Genomic DNA, 16,016 nt, shown 5'->3' with positions numbered 1-16,016 from the left:
GCTTACTTCCACTCGCGGATGTCGACGAAATGTCCTGCGACGGCCGCGGCTGCCGCCATTGCCGGCGACACCAGATGCGTGCGTCCCTTGAAGCCCTGACGTCCTTCGAAGTTGCGGTTGGAGGTCGAGGCGCAACGCTCGCCCGGCTTCAGCCGGTCGTCGTTCATCGCCAGGCACATGGAGCAGCCCGGCTCGCGCCAGTCGAAGCCAGCTTCGCGGAAGATCTTGTCGAGGCCTTCGGCTTCCGCCTGCTCCTTGACGAGGCCGGAGCCCGGAACGATCATCGCCGAAACGGTGGACGCAACCTTGCGGCCCTCGACCACGGCGGCAACGGCGCGCAGATCCTCGATGCGGCCGTTGGTGCACGAGCCGATGAAGACGCGGTCGATCGCTATGTCGGTGATCTTGGTGCCGGGCTTCAGGCCCATATAGTCGAGCGCGCGCCACTTGGAGCTGCGCTTGTTTTCTTCCGGGATCTCATCCGGGTTAGGGACGATGCCCTGAACCGAGATCACGTCCTCGGGCGACGAACCCCAAGACACGATCGGCGGCAGATTGGCGGCGTCGAGCACGACGACGCGATCGAAGTGTGCGCCCTCGTCCGTGTGCAGCGTCTTCCAATAGTCGATCGCCATCTCCAGCGCCTGGCCCTTCGGCGCGCGCGGCTTGCCCTTGATGTATTCGAAAGTCTTCTCATCAGGCGCGATCAGGCCGGCGCGGGCGCCGCCTTCGATCGTCATGTTGCAGATGGTCATGCGGCCTTCCATCGACAGCGAGCGGATCGCTTCGCCGGCAAACTCGATGACGTGGCCGGTGCCGCCGGCAGTGCCGATCTCGCCGATGATGGCAAGGATGATGTCCTTGGCGGTGACACCAGGCGGCAGCTGGCCGTCGACGCGCACCAGCATGTTCTTGGCCTTCTGCTGGATCAGCGTCTGGGTCGCCAGCACGTGCTCGACTTCTGATGTGCCGATGCCATGCGCCAATGCACCGAAGGCGCCGTGCGTCGAAGTGTGGCTGTCGCCGCAAACGATGGTCATGCCCGGCAGCGTAAAGCCCTGCTCTGGGCCGACGATGTGCACGATGCCCTGGCGCTTGTCATTCTCGGAGTAATATTCGACGCCGAACTCGGCCGCGTTGGTAGCGAGCGCCTCGACCTGGATGCGGCTTTCCTCGTTCTTGATGCCGAGATGGCGATCGGGCGAGGTCGGCACGTTGTGGTCGACGACGGCAAGCGTCTTTTCCGGAGCGCGGACCTTGCGGCCGGCCATGCGCAGGCCTTCGAAAGCCTGCGGGCTCGTCACCTCGTGAACGAGATGACGATCGATGTAGAGAAGACAGGTGCCATCGTCCTGGCTGTTGACCAGGTGGTCGTCCCAGATCTTGTCGTAGAGAGTACGCGGTGCGCTCATGGCGATATATCCATCGAGTTTTCGTAAATAAGGGAAAAGCCGGCAGCAAGGCGGCCGGAAACGCTGATCAAGGGATCAGGATAGGAGGCTTGTCAGCGCCCCGGATACGCGCGCGAAAAAGCGTGCCGGCAGACGCTTGTGGTCCTGCAGCACGACGATTTTCTGCTCTCGACATCCGAACTTGGATTCCATGAGGCCGTACATATCAATTTTTTGACACTTCGGCAATCGGTGGAAGCCGCCTCAACGCTGTTCCGCGCGCCGCAACCGACGCTCCAGTCCTCTCAGGCCCAGCGACAACCCGATGGTGAGGACGAGATAGACATAGGCGACGATCGAATAGGTCTCGAAGAAGCGAAAGGAGCCGGAAGCGTAGACCTTGCCCATCTGGGTGATGTCGGCGACGCCAAGCACCGAAACCAGCGATGAGTCCTTGACCATGGCGACGAAATCGTTGCCGAGCGGGGGCAGGATCACGCGGATTGCCTGCGGGAAGATCACCAGGCGAAACCGCTGGTAGCGCGTCAGGCCCAGCGCCTTGGCCGCCTCGACCTGTCCCTTGTCGACCGAGAGGATGCCGGCACGAAACACTTCCGCGATGAAGGCCGAATAGCCGATCATCAGCGCCATGATCGCCCGCCACATCAACGAGATGTCGCGCACCACCACTGGCTCCATCCAGCCCGCCGATATCAGCGGCGCAGTGACGAAGTTGGCGATCGTGACAAGCGCCGGAGCGCCGACGAAGGCGATGTAGAACAGCAGCACGAGGATCGGAACGCCGCGAATGACCTCGGTGTAGAAGCGCGCGATCTGGCGCAGCGCCGCATGCTCCGACAGCGCCATCAGCGCGATGCCGAGCCCGAGCGTGGTGGCGAGCACGAAGCCCATCAGGGTCACGAAGACGGTCACGCCGATGCCCTTGAGCACAACGTTGAAGACTTCGGTGTAGATATCGTTGGTGACGATGATTGCGGCGAGCGCCACGGCAATCACCAGAAGGGCGACCAGCCACCAGGGGTAGTCGCCCTTTGCGGACATGTCAGAAGATTGTGGGGCGGCCATTGCCTGTGATCAGCCGCCCATCTTGTAGTCGAGGAACCACTTCTTGTCCAAAGCGTCGAAGGTTCCATCGGCCTTCAGCGCCTTGATCGCGGCGTTGATCGGAGCGACCAGATCGGAACCCTTCGGGTAGATGAAACCGAAATCCTCGGTGCCGAGCGGGCCGCCGACGACCTTCAGCTTGCCCTCCGACGAATCGACATAGCCCTTGGCGGCAACGCTATCGGTGAGGACGACATCGACGTCACCGGCCTTCAGTGCCTGCACCGTCGCGCCGAAGGTTTCGAACAGCTTGACGCGCGGGTTCTGTTCGTTGCCATCGAGCATTTCGTAAACGGCGGTATAGAACGGCGAGGTGCCCGGCTGCGCACCGACGAGACCGTCGGCAAAGGCGCCGAAGCTCTTGCCGTCGTTAAAGCGTGTCTCATCGCCGCGCACCAGCATGAACTGCTGCGAGCGCATATAGGGGTCGGAGAAGTCGACCTTCTCCTTGCGGTCGTCCTTGATGGTGATGCCGGTCATGCCGATCTGGTACTGGCCGTCATGCACCGCCTGGATCATCGCGTCCCAGCTGGTGTTCTGGTACTCGACCTTGAAGTTCAGACGCTTGGCGATCTCGTTCATCGCGTCGTATTCCCAGCCGATCGCCTCGCCGGTCTTCGGATCGACGAACTGCAGCGGCGGATAGGCATTTTCCGTGACGACGACAACCGTCTTGCCGCCGAGATCCGGCAGGTCGCTGGCGAAAGCCGGTGCAGAAAAAGCAAATGGAACGGCAAGTGCGGCTGCGATGCCCGCAAGCACATGGCGACGGATTGTCATTGGAAGAGCTCCCGAAAAGTGTGGCAGCGAAAAATGTCACGGATTGTAGAGAAAAGACAAGCGCATAGTACCAAAAAAGAAAGGCGGCCCAAGGCCGCCTTTCCAACAATCCGAGCGGATTGAAATCTTATTCCGCTGCAGCTTCAGCTGCCTTGGCGGCTTCTGCTGCTGCCTTGGCTTCTGCTGCTTCGGCTGCTGCCTTTTCGGCGGCGAGTGCCTGAGCTGCTGCGATCTTTTCAGCTTCGATGCGTGCCTTTTCCTCGGCAACGGCCTGGCGCTCGGCGTCGTTCAGCTTGCGGGCGCGCGTACCGGTGTTTTCAACGATACGAGCCGACTTGCCGCGACGATCGCGCAGGTAGTAGAGCTTGGCGCGACGGACCTTACCGCGGCGAACCACTTCAACGCTCTCGACGAGCGGCGAGTAAACCGGGAATACGCGCTCGACGCCTTCGCCGTAGGAGATCTTGCGAACGGTGAAGCTTTCGTTGATGCCGCCGCCCGAACGAGCGATGCAAACGCCTTCATAGGCCTGAACGCGGGTACGCGTGCCTTCGACAACGCGGACGTTGACGCGCAACGTGTCGCCTGCGGAGAAATCGGGGAGCGTGCGCTTGGCGGCAATCTTGGCGGCCTGTTCGGCTTCCAGCTGCTGGATGATGTTCATCGGGTTAACCTTTCAAGTTCTTCTGAAACAGCCAGAGCGCTCTCGATCGACCTGTCGGACATGCCTTCAGATGTTGCCGGACCCGGCAGGAGCGAATTCACCATTCTTTGTTGGTGGTCGACGGGCAAAAACCCGAACCGGGGCGGCACTTACACGAAGAAACTCCGCTTGTCATCCCCGAAAGCCATATTTTCCGGGCCATGGAGGCGTTCGGCGCGAATTCTATCAGAGATTTCGAATGAACGCGCATGGAAATGCAGGTGACCGCGGGCTTGCGGCAGAAAAGTCTGCGGGCTATGCCGGGCTTGCGCAATGGGGGGAGACCATGCATTTCTTCGAAATACTTCTGCTTTTCATCGCCGGTTTCCTGTCGGGCGTGGTCAACGCGATTGCCGGTGGCGGCACCTTCCTTACCTTCGGCGCCATGACCCTTGGCGGCCTGCCGCCGATCGTCGCCAATGCGACGTCGTCGATCATCCAGCTTCCCGGCTACATCACCTCGGCGCTTGCCTATGCCAAGGAGATCCGCGCCGACCGCCGCCAGGCGATCCAACTTGGCGTCATCTCGGCGGTCGGCGGGCTTGCCGGCGCCGTGTTGCTGATCTCGCTCTCGAACGCCTCGTTTCGCGCGCTCGTCCCGTGGCTGCTGATCGCCGCGACGGCGATCTTCGCTGCCGGACCGCTCTTGAAGCCCAAGGCGCGCATAGACGAGCATGCGATCAGCCCGGCCGGCATCGTCAGCCAGTTCGTAACCTCGATTTATGGCGGCTTCTTCGGCGCCGGCATGGGCATCATGATGCTGGCAGTGCTGGGGCTTGCAACCGGCGGCGGCTATCACCGCCTGAACGCGCTGAAGAACTTCATCTCGATCGTCATCGCCACCATCGCGATCGTCGTCTTCGCTGCCGGCGGTGTCGTCTCGTGGCTGCACGCAGCGGTCATGGTTCCAGGAGCAGCCCTGGGCGGTTATCTCGGCGTCTGGGCCGCGCGGCGCGTGCCGCAGGCGGTGATCCGGGCCCTGGTCGTGGCGATCGGGTTGCTGCTCGCCGCCTACTATTTCTTCACAGGTTGAAAAAGGAGATCAGGCCGACGCTCTTCGGTCAGCCGACGGGCCTCAGTCTCGCGCCACTTGGCGATGGCACCGTGGTTGCCTGAGGTCAGAACAGGCGGGATCTCCCTGCCCTCGAAAACCTGCGGCCGGGTATAATGCGGGTGCTCCAGCAGCCCGCCCTCGAAGCTCTCGTGAACGCCGGACAGCTCGTTGCCCATCACGCCCGGCAGGATGCGCACGACGGCATCGAGCAGCGTCAGCGCCGCCGGCTCGCCACCAGAAAGAATGTAATCGCCGATCGACACTTCCTCGAGTTCGCGTCCGTCGATGACGCGTTGGTCAACGCCTTCGAACCGCCCGCAGACGATGACCACGCCGGGACCGTCGGCAAGTTCGCGCACGCGCTTCTGCGTCAACGGCCGGCCGCGCGGGCTCATCAACAGCCGCGGGCGATGATCGTCCTTGGACACCGCGTCGATGGCGCGGGCGAGAACGTCGGGCTTCAACACCATGCCGGCGCCGCCGCCGGCCGGCGTATCGTCGACGGTGCGGTGCTTGTCTTCAGCAAAGTCCCGGATCTGGACGGCATCGATCGACCACTGGCCGCGCTCCAGTGCCCGGCCGGAAAGCGAGGCGCCGAGATGGCCGGGAAACATTTCAGGATAGAGCGTGAGCACCGTTGCGCGGAAGGACATTGCCTTGCCGCTCACTTGCGCTTGGCCGAAAACGGGTTGCCCGGCTCATCCTTGTCGTCGATAAGGCCAGCGGCCAGCGGATCCACCAGCAGCTTGCCGCCTTCCAGATCGATTTCCAGAACGGACCATTCGGTGAAGGGAATGAGCACGGGACGCTTGCCCGGCCCCTTGAGCTCGAGCAGGTCGCCGGCACCGAAATCGAACACGCCAGTCACGGTGCCATAACTCTTGCCGCTGCCGTCGATGGCTTCCAGACCCTCAAGGTCGGCATAGAAGAATTCGTCTTCGTCGAGATCGTCGTCGGGCAGATTGTCGCGATCGACGAACAGTTCGAGACCGTTCAGCGCCTCTGCCGCGTTGCGGTCGTTGACGCCGCGAAACCGGACGACGACCACGTTCTTGGCCTCGCGGATTTCCAGCACCTCGAACACGCGCCCGTCAGCGCTATGAAGGTGGCCGTAGTCGCCGAGTGCCGTCGGGTCGTCGGTGAAGGACTTGACCCTGACCTCGCCGCGCAGGCCTTGGGCCGCGCCGACAGTCGCCATCAGAACCGGGTTTTCGAGTTTGCTCATCATCCGTATCCATTTGGGGATTTCAGGGTGCACATAACGGAAAACGGGCGGCATGGAAATGCCGCCCGTTTCCTTCATCCGTTTGCCGGAACTTATTCTGCGGCAGCAGCAGCAGCGTCTTCGGCCTTCTGCTTGGCTTCAGCAGCGCGCTCCTGAGCCTTCTTGCCCGGCAGGCCCTTGTTCGGGTTGGCGCGAGCCGGACGCTGAGCGATACCGGCCTGGTCGAGGAAGCGCAGAACGCGGTCGGTCGGCTGGGCGCCCTGGGCGATCCAGTGGGTGATGCGCTCGGCGTTCAGCTCGACGCGCTTCTCGTCGTCCTTGCCGAGCATCGGGTTCCAGGAACCGATCTTCTCGAGGAAGCGGCCGTCGCGCGGGCTGCGGGCGTCGGCAACGACGATCTGGTAGTAAGGACGCTTCTTGGAACCGCCACGGGCGAGACGAATTTTCAGTGCCATTTGAGTAACTCCTTGCAGGCTTTCTTGACCGCTTCGTTCAAGCGGAATGGGTGGTGCCAACGGTGCCCGCGGACTGCGAGCGATCGGCGGCGATGGCTTCATGATGCCGGATGACTTCCTTGATGATGAAGTTCAGGAACTTCTCGGCGAAATCCGGATCCAGATTGGCATCCTTCGCCAGATGGCGAAGACGTTCGATCTGGTATTCTTCGCGCGCCGGATCGGCCGGCGGCAGATTGTGCTTGGCCTTGAGAACGCCGACCGCCTGGGTGCAGCGGAACCGTTCGGCCAGCATGTGGACGAGCGCGGCATCGATGTTGTCGATCGACTGCCGGTAACCCGCCAATTCTCGTTTGATCTCGGGATCAATCATCTCTCAAGCGATCCTCACTTCTTCTTCGGCAGGCCGGGAAGGCCGGGGAAACCGCCAAGGCCCGGAAGCTTGGCGCCGCCGAGACCGGGAAGCCCACCGCCGCCGAGGCCCGGCATGCCGCCGGGCTTGAGGCCGGCCGCTTCCGCCTGCTTCTGCAGTGCTTCGAGCTGCTTGGGATCGAGGTTCGACAGATCGGGCATGCCGCCGCCGCCAAGGCCGCCGAGGCCCATCTTGCTGGCAAGGCCGCCCATCATCTGCTTCATCATGCCGCCTTTCCCCTTGCCGCCCATCATCTTCATCATGTCCGCCATCTGGCGGTGCATCTTCAGAAGCTTGTTGATGTCGGCAGCATCGGTGCCGGAACCGGCGGCGATGCGCTTCTTGCGGGAATGCTTGAGCATGTCCGGGTTGGCGCGCTCGGCCTTGGTCATCGAGGAGATGATGGCGATCTGGCGTCCGAACAGCTTGTCGTCGAGACCGGCCGAAGCCATCTTGTCCTTCATGCCGGCCATGCCGGGCATCAGGCCCATGATACCGCCCATGCCGCCCATCTTCTGCATCTGGGCGAGTTGGTCGGCAAGATCGTTCAGGTCGAACTTGCCCTTGGCCATCTTGGCGGCCATGGCGGCCGCTTTTTCGGCGTCGATGTTCTCGGCAGCCTTTTCGACCAGCGAGATGATGTCGCCCATGCCGAGGATACGGTCGGCGACACGGCGCGGGTGGAACTCTTCGAGTTCGCCCATCTTTTCGCCGACGCCGATGAGCTTGATCGGCTTGCCGGTGACGGCGCGCATCGAAAGCGCTGCGCCGCCGCGGCCGTCGCCGTCCATACGGGTCAGCACGAGGCCGGTGATCCCGACGCGTTCGTCGAAGTTGCGGGCGAGATTGACGGCATCCTGGCCGGTCAGCGCATCGGCGACCAGCAGGATTTCATGCGGATTGGATTTCCGCTTGATTTCCGCCATCTCGATCATCAGCGGTTCGTCGATATGCGTGCGGCCAGCGGTGTCGAGGATGACGATGTCGTGGCCGCCGAGCTTGGCGGCCTGTACGGCACGCGCGGCGATATCGGTCGGCGACTGGCCGGCGATGATCGGCAGCGTGTCGACGCCGGTCTGCACGCCGAGCTGGCGAAGCTGTTCCTGGGCAGCCGGACGACGCGTGTCGAGCGAAGCCATCAGGACCTTCTTCTTGTCCCGCGTCTTCATCCGGTTGGCGATCTTGCCGGTGGTCGTCGTCTTGCCCGAGCCCTGCAGACCGACCATCATGATGACAACCGGCGCCGGCGCATTGAGGTCGATCGGAACGCCCTCGGAACCCAGCATGTCGACCAGCTCGTCATGGACGATCTTGACGACCATCTGCCCGGGCTTGATCGATTTCAGGATCTCGGTGCCGACCGCCTTCTCGCGAACCTTTTCAGTGAAGGAGCGCACGACGTCGAGCGCGACGTCGGCTTCGAGCAACGCACGGCGAACCTCGCGAAGCGCCGCGGAAACATCTGCTTCCGACAATGCGCCGCGGCCGGTCAGTCCATTCAATATGGAACCAAGGCGGTCCTGGAGGCTCTCGAACATTCTCACTTCCTTCTGGTTTCCGGCAGCATGCAAACTAGCCGGAAACGTGGGTTCCTTCGCCCGAAAAACAAGGCGCAAAGCCAAAAACCACCCGAGGGCGCAACGCGCTGTCGGGTGTTGACCTCCTGGCTCTCTTTATACCTTGACGGGGCCGGGTCGGTGGCTTCGAAGTCATCACTTGCGAAGGAATTTGCCGCGATAAACAGGAAAGCGCCCGAAAAGTCAAGAACGGCAGGCAAATCCCGCAGCAAGGACTTCAGTCATCGACGTCATCCGTGGCGGTGACGACCGCGACAGGCCCGCAGAGCAGCGAGATCATGGGCCTTCGTTTGTATCCGGTGCGCCGAGTTCGCGCGCAAGGTCTTCGAAGGCAGTCGCGACGCGCGTCATGACCCTGAGCGCCGCCACCACTTCGGTCTGGTTGATATCGCCCAGAACCGCGTGCAGCAACTCGAGTTCCCGCCGATGAATTGCCTCGAACAGATCACGACCGGCAGCGCTCGGCGCGCAGAAATAGGCGCGCCGATGTTCGGGGTTCGGCTGCTTCTCCAGAAACCCCTTTGCCAACAGGCCGACGACGATCCGCAGCACGAACTGCCGTTTCATCGACAATCGCCGCGCCGCCTCCGGCACCGTCAACGGCCCGCCGCAGAGGAGCTCGAGCACGGCTCTTTCGGCAACCGATATGCCCGAGCCTTCCAGCATGCGTTCGATCGAACGGTGCACATTGAGATGGATCGGCCGAACCAGTTTGATGGCCTTGTAGAGACGTTCCTGTTTGTCGAAGCGAACTTGCATAGCGAACAATAGCAATCGAGTTGCCATATTCAAGAATTTCTTAAGCTCTGCGCCTGCACCCTGTGACGACGGCTTCAAAGCGCCTATCTTTTTCCATCGAAAGCTACCGAACAATCGCCGAGAGAACGACGATGCCGAAGGTCAATGCCTATTATCGGGGACCCACCTCCGACCACTTCGACGGAACGCGATTCTTCAACCCCAACGGCCGGCAGCCGCGGGGCATGGCCGACCTCCTGCGCTGGCAACTCGGCCGCGGCAAGGTGAAGTGGCCCAACCATTATCCAAGCCCATTTCAGCAGGCAAAGCCGGAGTTGAGCATCGAGGCCGCCGGCCTGCGCGTCACGATGGTGGGGCACGCGACGCTGCTCATCCAGGTGCATGGCTTCAACATCCTGACAGACCCCGTCTGGGCGCACAGGGCGAGCCCCTTTGCCCTCGTCGGTCCGGCACGATACAACGCGCCCGGCATCGAGATGGACGATCTGCCGCCGATCGATCTCGTGCTCGTCACCCACAACCACTACGACCACCTCGACCTCGACACGCTGGCAGCGCTCAACGACGAGCACAGTCCGCTGATCGTGACGCCGCTCGGCAACGATACGATCATCCGCCGCGCGGCCCCCGAGGCCAACATATCGGTTCTCGACTGGGGCGGCCGGCTGGAGCTGGAAGACGAGCTCACGATCCATGCGGAGCCCTGTCACCACTGGTCGGCGCGCGGCTCCCGCGATCGCCGGATGGCGCTCTGGGCGGCCTTCGTCATCGAAACGCCGGTCGGCAAGATCTACCATGTCGGCGATACCGGCTTTCAAGGCGGCATCAACTATCGCGCCGCTCGCGAAAAGCATGGCGGCTTCCGTCTCGCCAACCTGCCGTTCGGCGCCTACGAGCCGCGCTGGTTCATGCAGGATCATCACCAGAACCCGGAGGAGGCAGTCCAGGGCATGATCGACTGCGCTGCCGAACACGTGGCCGGGCACCATTGGGGAACGTTCCGCCTGACCGACGAAGGCGTCGATGCTCCGTTGCGCGCGCTTGAGCAGGCGCTTGAGGAGGCCGAGATTGCGCCCACCCGCTTCCGGGCCCTGCGCCCAGGCGAAATCTTCGATGTGCCGCCCTCTCCACCCACGGGCCAATGAAGCCAACACCGGGAAGCCGGCACTGGTAATTTCCGGGCTTTTCCGCCATATACAGCCCGAATGAAGGGTGCCTCCGCTTGGCGAGGCCTGTTTGGACAATCGCGACATGGCCGACAACGTGCAATTTGCCAGAATGAACGGGCTCGGAAACAAGATCCTGGTCGTCGACATGCGCGGCCGCCGCGACCGCGTGACGCCTGAGGCAGCCATCGCGCTCAACGCCGATCCGGCAACCGCCTTCGACCAGATCATGGCGATCCACGACCCGAAGGCTGCCGGCACCGACGCCTGGATCGATATCGTCAATTCCGACGGCTCGATGGCGCAGGCCTGCGGCAACGGCACCCGCTGCGTCGTCCAGGCGCTTGCCGCCGAAACCGGCAAGAAGGCCTTTCTCTTCCATACGGTCGCCGGCCTGCTCGAAGCCAAGGAACACGACGACGGTACGATTTCCGTCGACATGGGCAAACCACGGTTCGGCTGGAACGAAATTCCGCTGTCGGAAGAGTTTCACGACACGCGCCGCATCGAACTGCAGATCGGCCCGATCGACAATCCCGTGCTGCATTCGCCGTCAGTCGCCTCCATGGGCAATCCGCACGCGATCTTCTGGGTCGACAACGACGTCTGGTCCTACGATCTCGAACGCTTCGGACCCTTGCTCGAAAACCACCCGATGTTTCCCGAGCGCGCCAACATCTCGATCGCGCGCGTGCTTTCAAGCGGTGAGATGGACCTGAGAACCTGGGAACGTGGCGCCGGCCTGACGCTCGCCTGCGGTTCTGCCGCCTGCGCCGCGGCGGTCAATGCCGCTAGGACCGACCGCACCGACCGCAAGGTGGTCGTCAATGTACCCGGCGGCCCGCTGTCGATCGAATGGCGCGAGGACAACCATGTCGTCATGACCGGTCCTGCCGAATGGGAATGGTCGGGAACCGTCGATCCCGCGACCGGCACCTGGCAACGCGATGAAGCCCAACCGGGGCCTGCAGGGGCCCGGGCGCTTTGAGCGGCGTCGAGGTCATAACCTTCGGCTGCCGTCTCAATACCTACGAATCCGAAGTGATGCGGGCGGAAGCCGAAAAGGCGGGGCTGAACAACGCCATCCTCGTCAACACCTGCGCGGTGACCGGCGAGGCCGTGCGCCAGGCGCGCCAGGCGATCCGCCGTGCCCGCCGCGACAACCCGCATGCCCGCATCATCGTCACCGGCTGCGCTGCCCAGACGGAGAAGGAAACCTTCGCCGGCATGGCCGAGGTCGACGCCGTGCTCGGCAACGAGGAGAAGCTGAAAAGCGCCTCCTATCGCTCGCTGCCCGATTTCGGCGTCTCGGCGGAAGAAAAACTGCGCGTCAACGACATCATGAGTGTGCGTGCCACCGCACCGCAGATGGTCAAGCATATCGACGGCCACGTGCGTGCCTTCATCCAGGTCCAGAACGGCTGCGATCACCGCTGCACCTTCTGCATCATCCCCTACGGCCGCGGCAATTCGCGCTCCGTGCCGATGGGGGCGGTGGTCGAGCAAGCACGCAAGCTTGTCGAGAGCGGCTACAGCGAGATCGTGCTCACCGGCGTCGATGCGACGAGCTATGGCGCAGACCTGCCGGGAACACCGACGCTAGGCCTGCTGGCAAAGACGCTGCTCAAGCAGGTTCCGGATATCCGCCGCCTGCGCCTTTCCTCGATCGACGGCATCGAGGCGGACAGCCATCTGTTCGATCTTATTGCCGATGAAGCGCGCTTCATGCCGCACCTCCACCTGTCGCTGCAGCATGGCGACGACATGATCCTGAAGCGCATGAAGCGTCGGCATTCGAGCGCTGACGCCCGCGCGTTCACCGATCAGGTCCGTGCCCTGCGCCCCGAGATCAGCCTCGGCGCCGACATGATCGCCGGCTTCCCGACCGAAACCGAAGAGATGTTCGAAAACGCCGTGCGGCTCGCCGAGGATTGCGGCATCGCCCATCTGCACGTCTTTCCCTATAGCCCCCGCCCCGGCACGCCGGCCGCACGCATGCCACAGCTCGACCGTGCGCTGGTCAAGGATCGCGCCGCCCGGCTTCGCGCAATGGGTGCGGCACTCCATGCCCGCCACCTCGACGGCATGGTCGGCAGCCAACAGACATTGCTGGTCGAAAACAACGGCCTCGCCCACACCGAAAATTTCACGCTCGTCGATGCCGCCGGCCTCAAACCCCGTGCGCTTGTGCCGGTCACGATCACCGGCCACAATGGCAAGCACCTGACGATGCAGGTAAAACAGATGGCTGCGGCCTGACTCATGCGGAATCCCTGAATGGCAATCGGTTTCATCAAGAAGATCTTCAACTTCGGCAAGGGCACTGTCGAGGAAACCAAGCCGCAGGATGCCGCGCCGGAAGCGGAAGTCGCAGCTGCGGTTGCCGCCGAAGCCCTGCCCGCACCGGAGCCGGCGCCCTCCGAGGAGATCGCTCCGATCGACCGGACTGCCGAAGCACCCGCCGCCGAGCAGCCGCCAGCCGAAGAGCCATCCGAAACGCTGCTTGAGCCGCTGTCGGATGTCGAAGCCCTCCCGGTTGCCGTCGAGGACCCGATCCTGCCGGCCGAAATCGAGACCGCAGGTGGACCGGCTCCGGATGACGCGCGCGCCGACGCGCCCGTCATCGACGAAGCCGCGCCCGTCGAGCAGGCGGAGAAACCGGAACAGCTGTCGGAGGCAGCGCAAGAGGCGCTCGACGCCTACGCAGCCCTCCAGGAGACCGGGGCCGAGGAACCGTCCGTCGAGCCGGAGGCACTGGCCGAGCAGGCCGAAATCGCGGCCCTCGAAGCTGAGCCGGTTGCCGAAGAAACGAGCGACACATCGGCCTCCGACGCCGAGCCCGTCGAAAACGTTGCCGCGACAGCAGCCGATGCTCCCGAGGCGCCAGTCGTCGAAACGCCGGCTGCGGAAGAGCCTGTGGTTGAAGAACCGATCCTCGAAACACCTGTCGCGGAAGCGCCCGTTGCCGCCAACCTTCCCAAGGGTTTTGCGAGCGCCGCCGAGCGCCCCAGGCAAGAGCCCGTTGCAGCACCGCAGGCCAAGCTCACTTGGTATCAGCGGCTGCGCCGCGGGCTTGCCCGCACCTCGTCGCAACTGACGGGCCAGATCGCCAGCCTCTTTACCAAGCGCAAGCTCGACGAGGCGACGCTGCAGGATCTGGAGGATCTGCTGATCCAGGCCGATCTCGGCGTCGAGACCGCCATGCGGATCACCGACACGCTCGCCTCCGAGCGCTACGGCAAGGACGTGTCCGGCGAGGACGTCTCGCGCATCATGGCCGGTGAAATCACCAAGGTGCTTTCGCCCGTCGCCAAGCCGCTGGAACTCGACCTCAGCCACAAGCCGCATGTCATTCTGGTGGTCGGCGTCAACGGCACCGGCAAGACCACCACCATCGGCAAGCTCGCGGCCAAGCTGTCGGGGGCCGGCCTCAAGGTCATGCTCGCCGCCGGCGACACGTTCCGCGCAGCGGCCATCGAACAGCTGAAGATCTGGGCCGAGCGAACCAAGTCCGACATCGTTTCCTCCAAGCTCGGTGCGGATGCCGCCGGCCTTGCCTACGAAGCCTTTCAGCAGGCGCGCGAAAAGAAGGCCGACGTGCTGATCATCGACACCGCCGGCCGGCTGCAGAACAAGACCGAGCTGATGGCGGAACTCGAAAAGATCGTGCGCGTGCTTGGCAAGCTCGATCCGGATGCGCCGCACACGGTGCTGCAGACGCTCGACGCCACGACCGGCCAGAACGCACTGCAGCAGGTGGAAATCTTCCGCAACGTTGCCGGTGTGAGTGGGCTGATCATGACCAAGCTCGACGGCACGGCGCGCGGCGGCATTCTCGTCGCCATCTCGGCAAAGCACAAGCTGCCGGTCTATTTCATCGGCGTCGGCGAGGGCATCGACGATCTCGAACCGTTCGAGGCCAAGGATTTCGCCGAGGCGATCGCCGGCGTCGCCGCCTGACGGGAGCCTGTGCCCGGCCGCATGATGTGCCCGTAAATCGGCTCCGGTTTACGGAATTGTGCCTGGGCGTTTGCGCAAGGCGGCTGCCTTGATATGGTTTTGCCGCAAAGCTGGTGTTATGAGCGGCAGGCAGATGCAAAAACAGGATCCCGAAATGTCGACGATCGAGGCTACCAAGCCGCAGAAGGAAGTCAGCCCGCTGTTGAAGCTGGTGCTGGAACTAGGCCCGCTGATGGTCTTCTTCTTCGCCAATTCCCGCGGCGAGTGGCTGGCCGGGCATTTTCCGACGCTCTCCGAACTTGGCGGCCCGATCTTCATCGCGACCGGCCTGTTCATGGCCGCCACCGCCATCGCGCTCGTCGTTTCCTGGATGCTTACCCGCACGCTGCCGATGATGCCGCTGATTTCGGGCATCGTCGTCCTCGTCTTCGGCGCGCTGACGCTCTGGCTGCAGAACGACACTTTCATCAAGATGAAGCCGACGATCGTCAACACCTTGTTCGGCACCATCCTGCTCGGCGGCCTCCTCTTCGGCAAGTCGCTGCTCGGCTACGTCTTCCACTCTGCCTTCAAGCTCGACGAAGACGGCTGGCGCAAGCTGACACTGCGCTGGGGCTTGTTTTTCCTGGTCCTCGCAGTGCTCAACGAGGTCATCTGGCGCTCCTTTTCCACCGATTTCTGGGTGGCCTTCAAGGTCTGGGGCACGATGCCCATCACCATCCTGTTTACACTGGCGCAAATGCCGTTGATCATGAAGCATTCGCTCGATCAGGATAGCGCCAAGTGAGCACAGCCATCGACGGCAACGACAGTCAGAACCGGCATGCGCTCCTCTGGTTCATAGCCTGTATCGGCGTTCTCGCGATCCAGGTCATTACCCAGCATCTGATGGGCCGCATCTGGATCTGCGATTGCGGCTACGTCAAACTGTTCGAACCCGTTGTCAAATCCAGCGGAAACTCCCAGCATATCGCCGACTGGTACACGCCATCGCACATCATCCACGGCTTCCTGTTCTATGGCCTTAGCCATCTGCTCCTTCGCGGCAAACCGCTGAGCGCCAAGCTGTTCCTGGCGATGGTGATCGAATCCGCCTGGGAGATCGCAGAAAACACGCCGATGATCATCAATCGCTATCGCTCGGCGACGATCTCGCTCGACTACTTCGGCGACAGCATCCTGAATTCGACGATGGACACGCTGGCCATGGTCGCCGGCTTCATCTTTGCCGCCCGCATGCCCGTCTGGCTGACGGTGACGATCGCCATCGCTTTCGAGCTTTTCACCGGCTGGCTGATCCGCGACAATCTCACGCTCAACGTGCTGATGCTCGTCTGGCCGCTGGATGCGGTCCGCGAGTGGCAGGCGGGGATTTAATCGCGCTTACCCGGCGCCGTCGCGGCCCTCAT

Annotated in this window: 17 protein-coding genes; 7 read left to right on the top strand and 10 right to left on the bottom strand. The window is 63.0% G+C overall.

All coding sequences use genetic code 11. The features are described 5' to 3' along the window. Nucleotides 1-2 precede the first annotated feature (2 nt). The 4 genes from leuC to rplS form a co-directional block, all read right to left on the bottom strand. The gene (leuC, locus tag HT585_RS18430) at nucleotides 3-1,412 is read right to left on the bottom strand and encodes a 3-isopropylmalate dehydratase large subunit (RefSeq protein WP_176354354.1); all 1,410 of its coding nucleotides are present in this window, start codon (nucleotides 1,410-1,412) and stop codon (nucleotides 3-5) included. A 243-nt stretch (nucleotides 1,413-1,655) separates the two neighbouring features. Beyond that, nucleotides 1,656-2,477 carry an amino acid ABC transporter permease gene (locus HT585_RS18425; RefSeq protein ID WP_176354353.1) on the bottom strand — a complete coding sequence of 274 codons (822 nt, stop codon included), beginning with the start codon at nucleotides 2,475-2,477 and terminating at the stop codon, nucleotides 1,656-1,658. 9 nt (nucleotides 2,478-2,486) lie between these two features. Beyond that, entirely contained in the window at nucleotides 2,487-3,296 is an 810-nt protein-coding gene (locus HT585_RS18420; protein ID WP_077500846.1) for a transporter substrate-binding domain-containing protein, read from the bottom strand. Nucleotides 3,297-3,423: 127 nt separating this feature from the next. Continuing rightward, nucleotides 3,424-3,960 (bottom strand): 50S ribosomal protein L19, encoded by a 537-nt coding sequence (gene rplS / locus HT585_RS18415; protein ID WP_176354352.1) that lies wholly within the window; start codon nucleotides 3,958-3,960, stop codon nucleotides 3,424-3,426. Nucleotides 3,961-4,285: 325 nt separating this feature from the next. Here rplS and HT585_RS18410 point away from each other — a divergent pair, with 325 nt between their 5' ends. Next, nucleotides 4,286-5,032 (top strand): sulfite exporter TauE/SafE family protein, encoded by a 747-nt coding sequence (locus HT585_RS18410; RefSeq protein WP_176354526.1) that lies wholly within the window; start codon nucleotides 4,286-4,288, stop codon nucleotides 5,030-5,032. Here HT585_RS18410 and trmD read toward each other — a convergent pair. The 6 genes from trmD to HT585_RS18380 all read right to left on the bottom strand — a co-directional run bounded on the left by trmD (nucleotide 5,014) and on the right by HT585_RS18380 (nucleotide 9,508). Continuing rightward, nucleotides 5,014-5,706 carry a tRNA (guanosine(37)-N1)-methyltransferase TrmD gene (gene trmD, locus HT585_RS18405; RefSeq protein WP_176354351.1) on the bottom strand — a complete coding sequence of 231 codons (693 nt, stop codon included), beginning with the start codon at nucleotides 5,704-5,706 and terminating at the stop codon, nucleotides 5,014-5,016. The two genes, HT585_RS18410 and trmD, sit on opposite strands and share 19 nt — an antisense overlap. Nucleotides 5,707-5,717: 11 nt before the next feature. After that, nucleotides 5,718-6,278: a ribosome maturation factor RimM gene (rimM, locus tag HT585_RS18400; protein WP_176354350.1), complete on the bottom strand. Its 561-nt coding sequence runs from the start codon at nucleotides 6,276-6,278 to the stop codon at nucleotides 5,718-5,720. Nucleotides 6,279-6,370: 92 nt separating this feature from the next. Then, nucleotides 6,371-6,733, bottom strand: a complete 363-nt coding sequence (gene rpsP / locus HT585_RS18395; RefSeq protein ID WP_176354349.1) for a 30S ribosomal protein S16 — start codon at nucleotides 6,731-6,733, stop codon at nucleotides 6,371-6,373. A gap of 37 nt (nucleotides 6,734-6,770) precedes the next feature. Beyond that, nucleotides 6,771-7,106 (bottom strand): chorismate mutase, encoded by a 336-nt coding sequence (locus HT585_RS18390; protein WP_176354348.1) that lies wholly within the window; start codon nucleotides 7,104-7,106, stop codon nucleotides 6,771-6,773. Nucleotides 7,107-7,120: 14 nt separating this feature from the next. Further along, entirely contained in the window at nucleotides 7,121-8,683 is a 1,563-nt protein-coding gene (ffh, locus tag HT585_RS18385; protein WP_176354347.1) for a signal recognition particle protein, read from the bottom strand. A 315-nt stretch (nucleotides 8,684-8,998) separates the two neighbouring features. After that, nucleotides 8,999-9,508 carry a MarR family winged helix-turn-helix transcriptional regulator gene (locus tag HT585_RS18380; RefSeq protein WP_246707797.1) on the bottom strand — a complete coding sequence of 170 codons (510 nt, stop codon included), beginning with the start codon at nucleotides 9,506-9,508 and terminating at the stop codon, nucleotides 8,999-9,001. 104 nt (nucleotides 9,509-9,612) lie between these two features. On the opposite strand from HT585_RS18380, the gene HT585_RS18375 reads away from it, so the two are divergent. From HT585_RS18375 to HT585_RS18350, 6 genes are all read left to right on the top strand, one after another. Beyond that, on the top strand, nucleotides 9,613-10,626 hold the full coding sequence (locus HT585_RS18375) for an MBL fold metallo-hydrolase (RefSeq protein ID WP_176354346.1): 1,014 nt from the start codon (nucleotides 9,613-9,615) through the stop codon (nucleotides 10,624-10,626). Nucleotides 10,627-10,732: 106 nt separating this feature from the next. After that, on the top strand, nucleotides 10,733-11,635 hold the full coding sequence (dapF, locus tag HT585_RS18370; protein WP_176354345.1) for a diaminopimelate epimerase: 903 nt from the start codon (nucleotides 10,733-10,735) through the stop codon (nucleotides 11,633-11,635). Next, nucleotides 11,632-12,906, top strand: coding sequence for a tRNA (N(6)-L-threonylcarbamoyladenosine(37)-C(2))-methylthiotransferase MtaB (gene mtaB, locus HT585_RS18365; protein ID WP_176354344.1), 1,275 nt, complete (start codon nucleotides 11,632-11,634; stop codon nucleotides 12,904-12,906). The genes dapF and mtaB overlap by 4 nt, the downstream gene beginning before the upstream one ends. A gap of 18 nt (nucleotides 12,907-12,924) precedes the next feature. Continuing rightward, nucleotides 12,925-14,607 (top strand): signal recognition particle-docking protein FtsY, encoded by a 1,683-nt coding sequence (gene ftsY / locus HT585_RS18360; protein WP_176354343.1) that lies wholly within the window; start codon nucleotides 12,925-12,927, stop codon nucleotides 14,605-14,607. 154 nt (nucleotides 14,608-14,761) lie between these two features. Continuing rightward, entirely contained in the window at nucleotides 14,762-15,394 is a 633-nt protein-coding gene (locus tag HT585_RS18355; RefSeq protein WP_176354342.1) for a septation protein A, read from the top strand. Then, on the top strand, nucleotides 15,391-15,984 hold the full coding sequence (locus HT585_RS18350) for a DUF2585 family protein (RefSeq protein WP_176354341.1): 594 nt from the start codon (nucleotides 15,391-15,393) through the stop codon (nucleotides 15,982-15,984). Before HT585_RS18355 ends, HT585_RS18350 begins: the two co-directional genes overlap by 4 nt. Nucleotides 15,985-16,016: the final 32 nt, after the last annotated feature.

The organism is Ensifer oleiphilus (assembly GCF_013371465.1).
Classification (GTDB): domain Bacteria; phylum Pseudomonadota; class Alphaproteobacteria; order Rhizobiales; family Rhizobiaceae; genus Ensifer; species Ensifer oleiphilus.
This window is presented reverse-complemented; position numbering and strand designations above follow the sequence as displayed.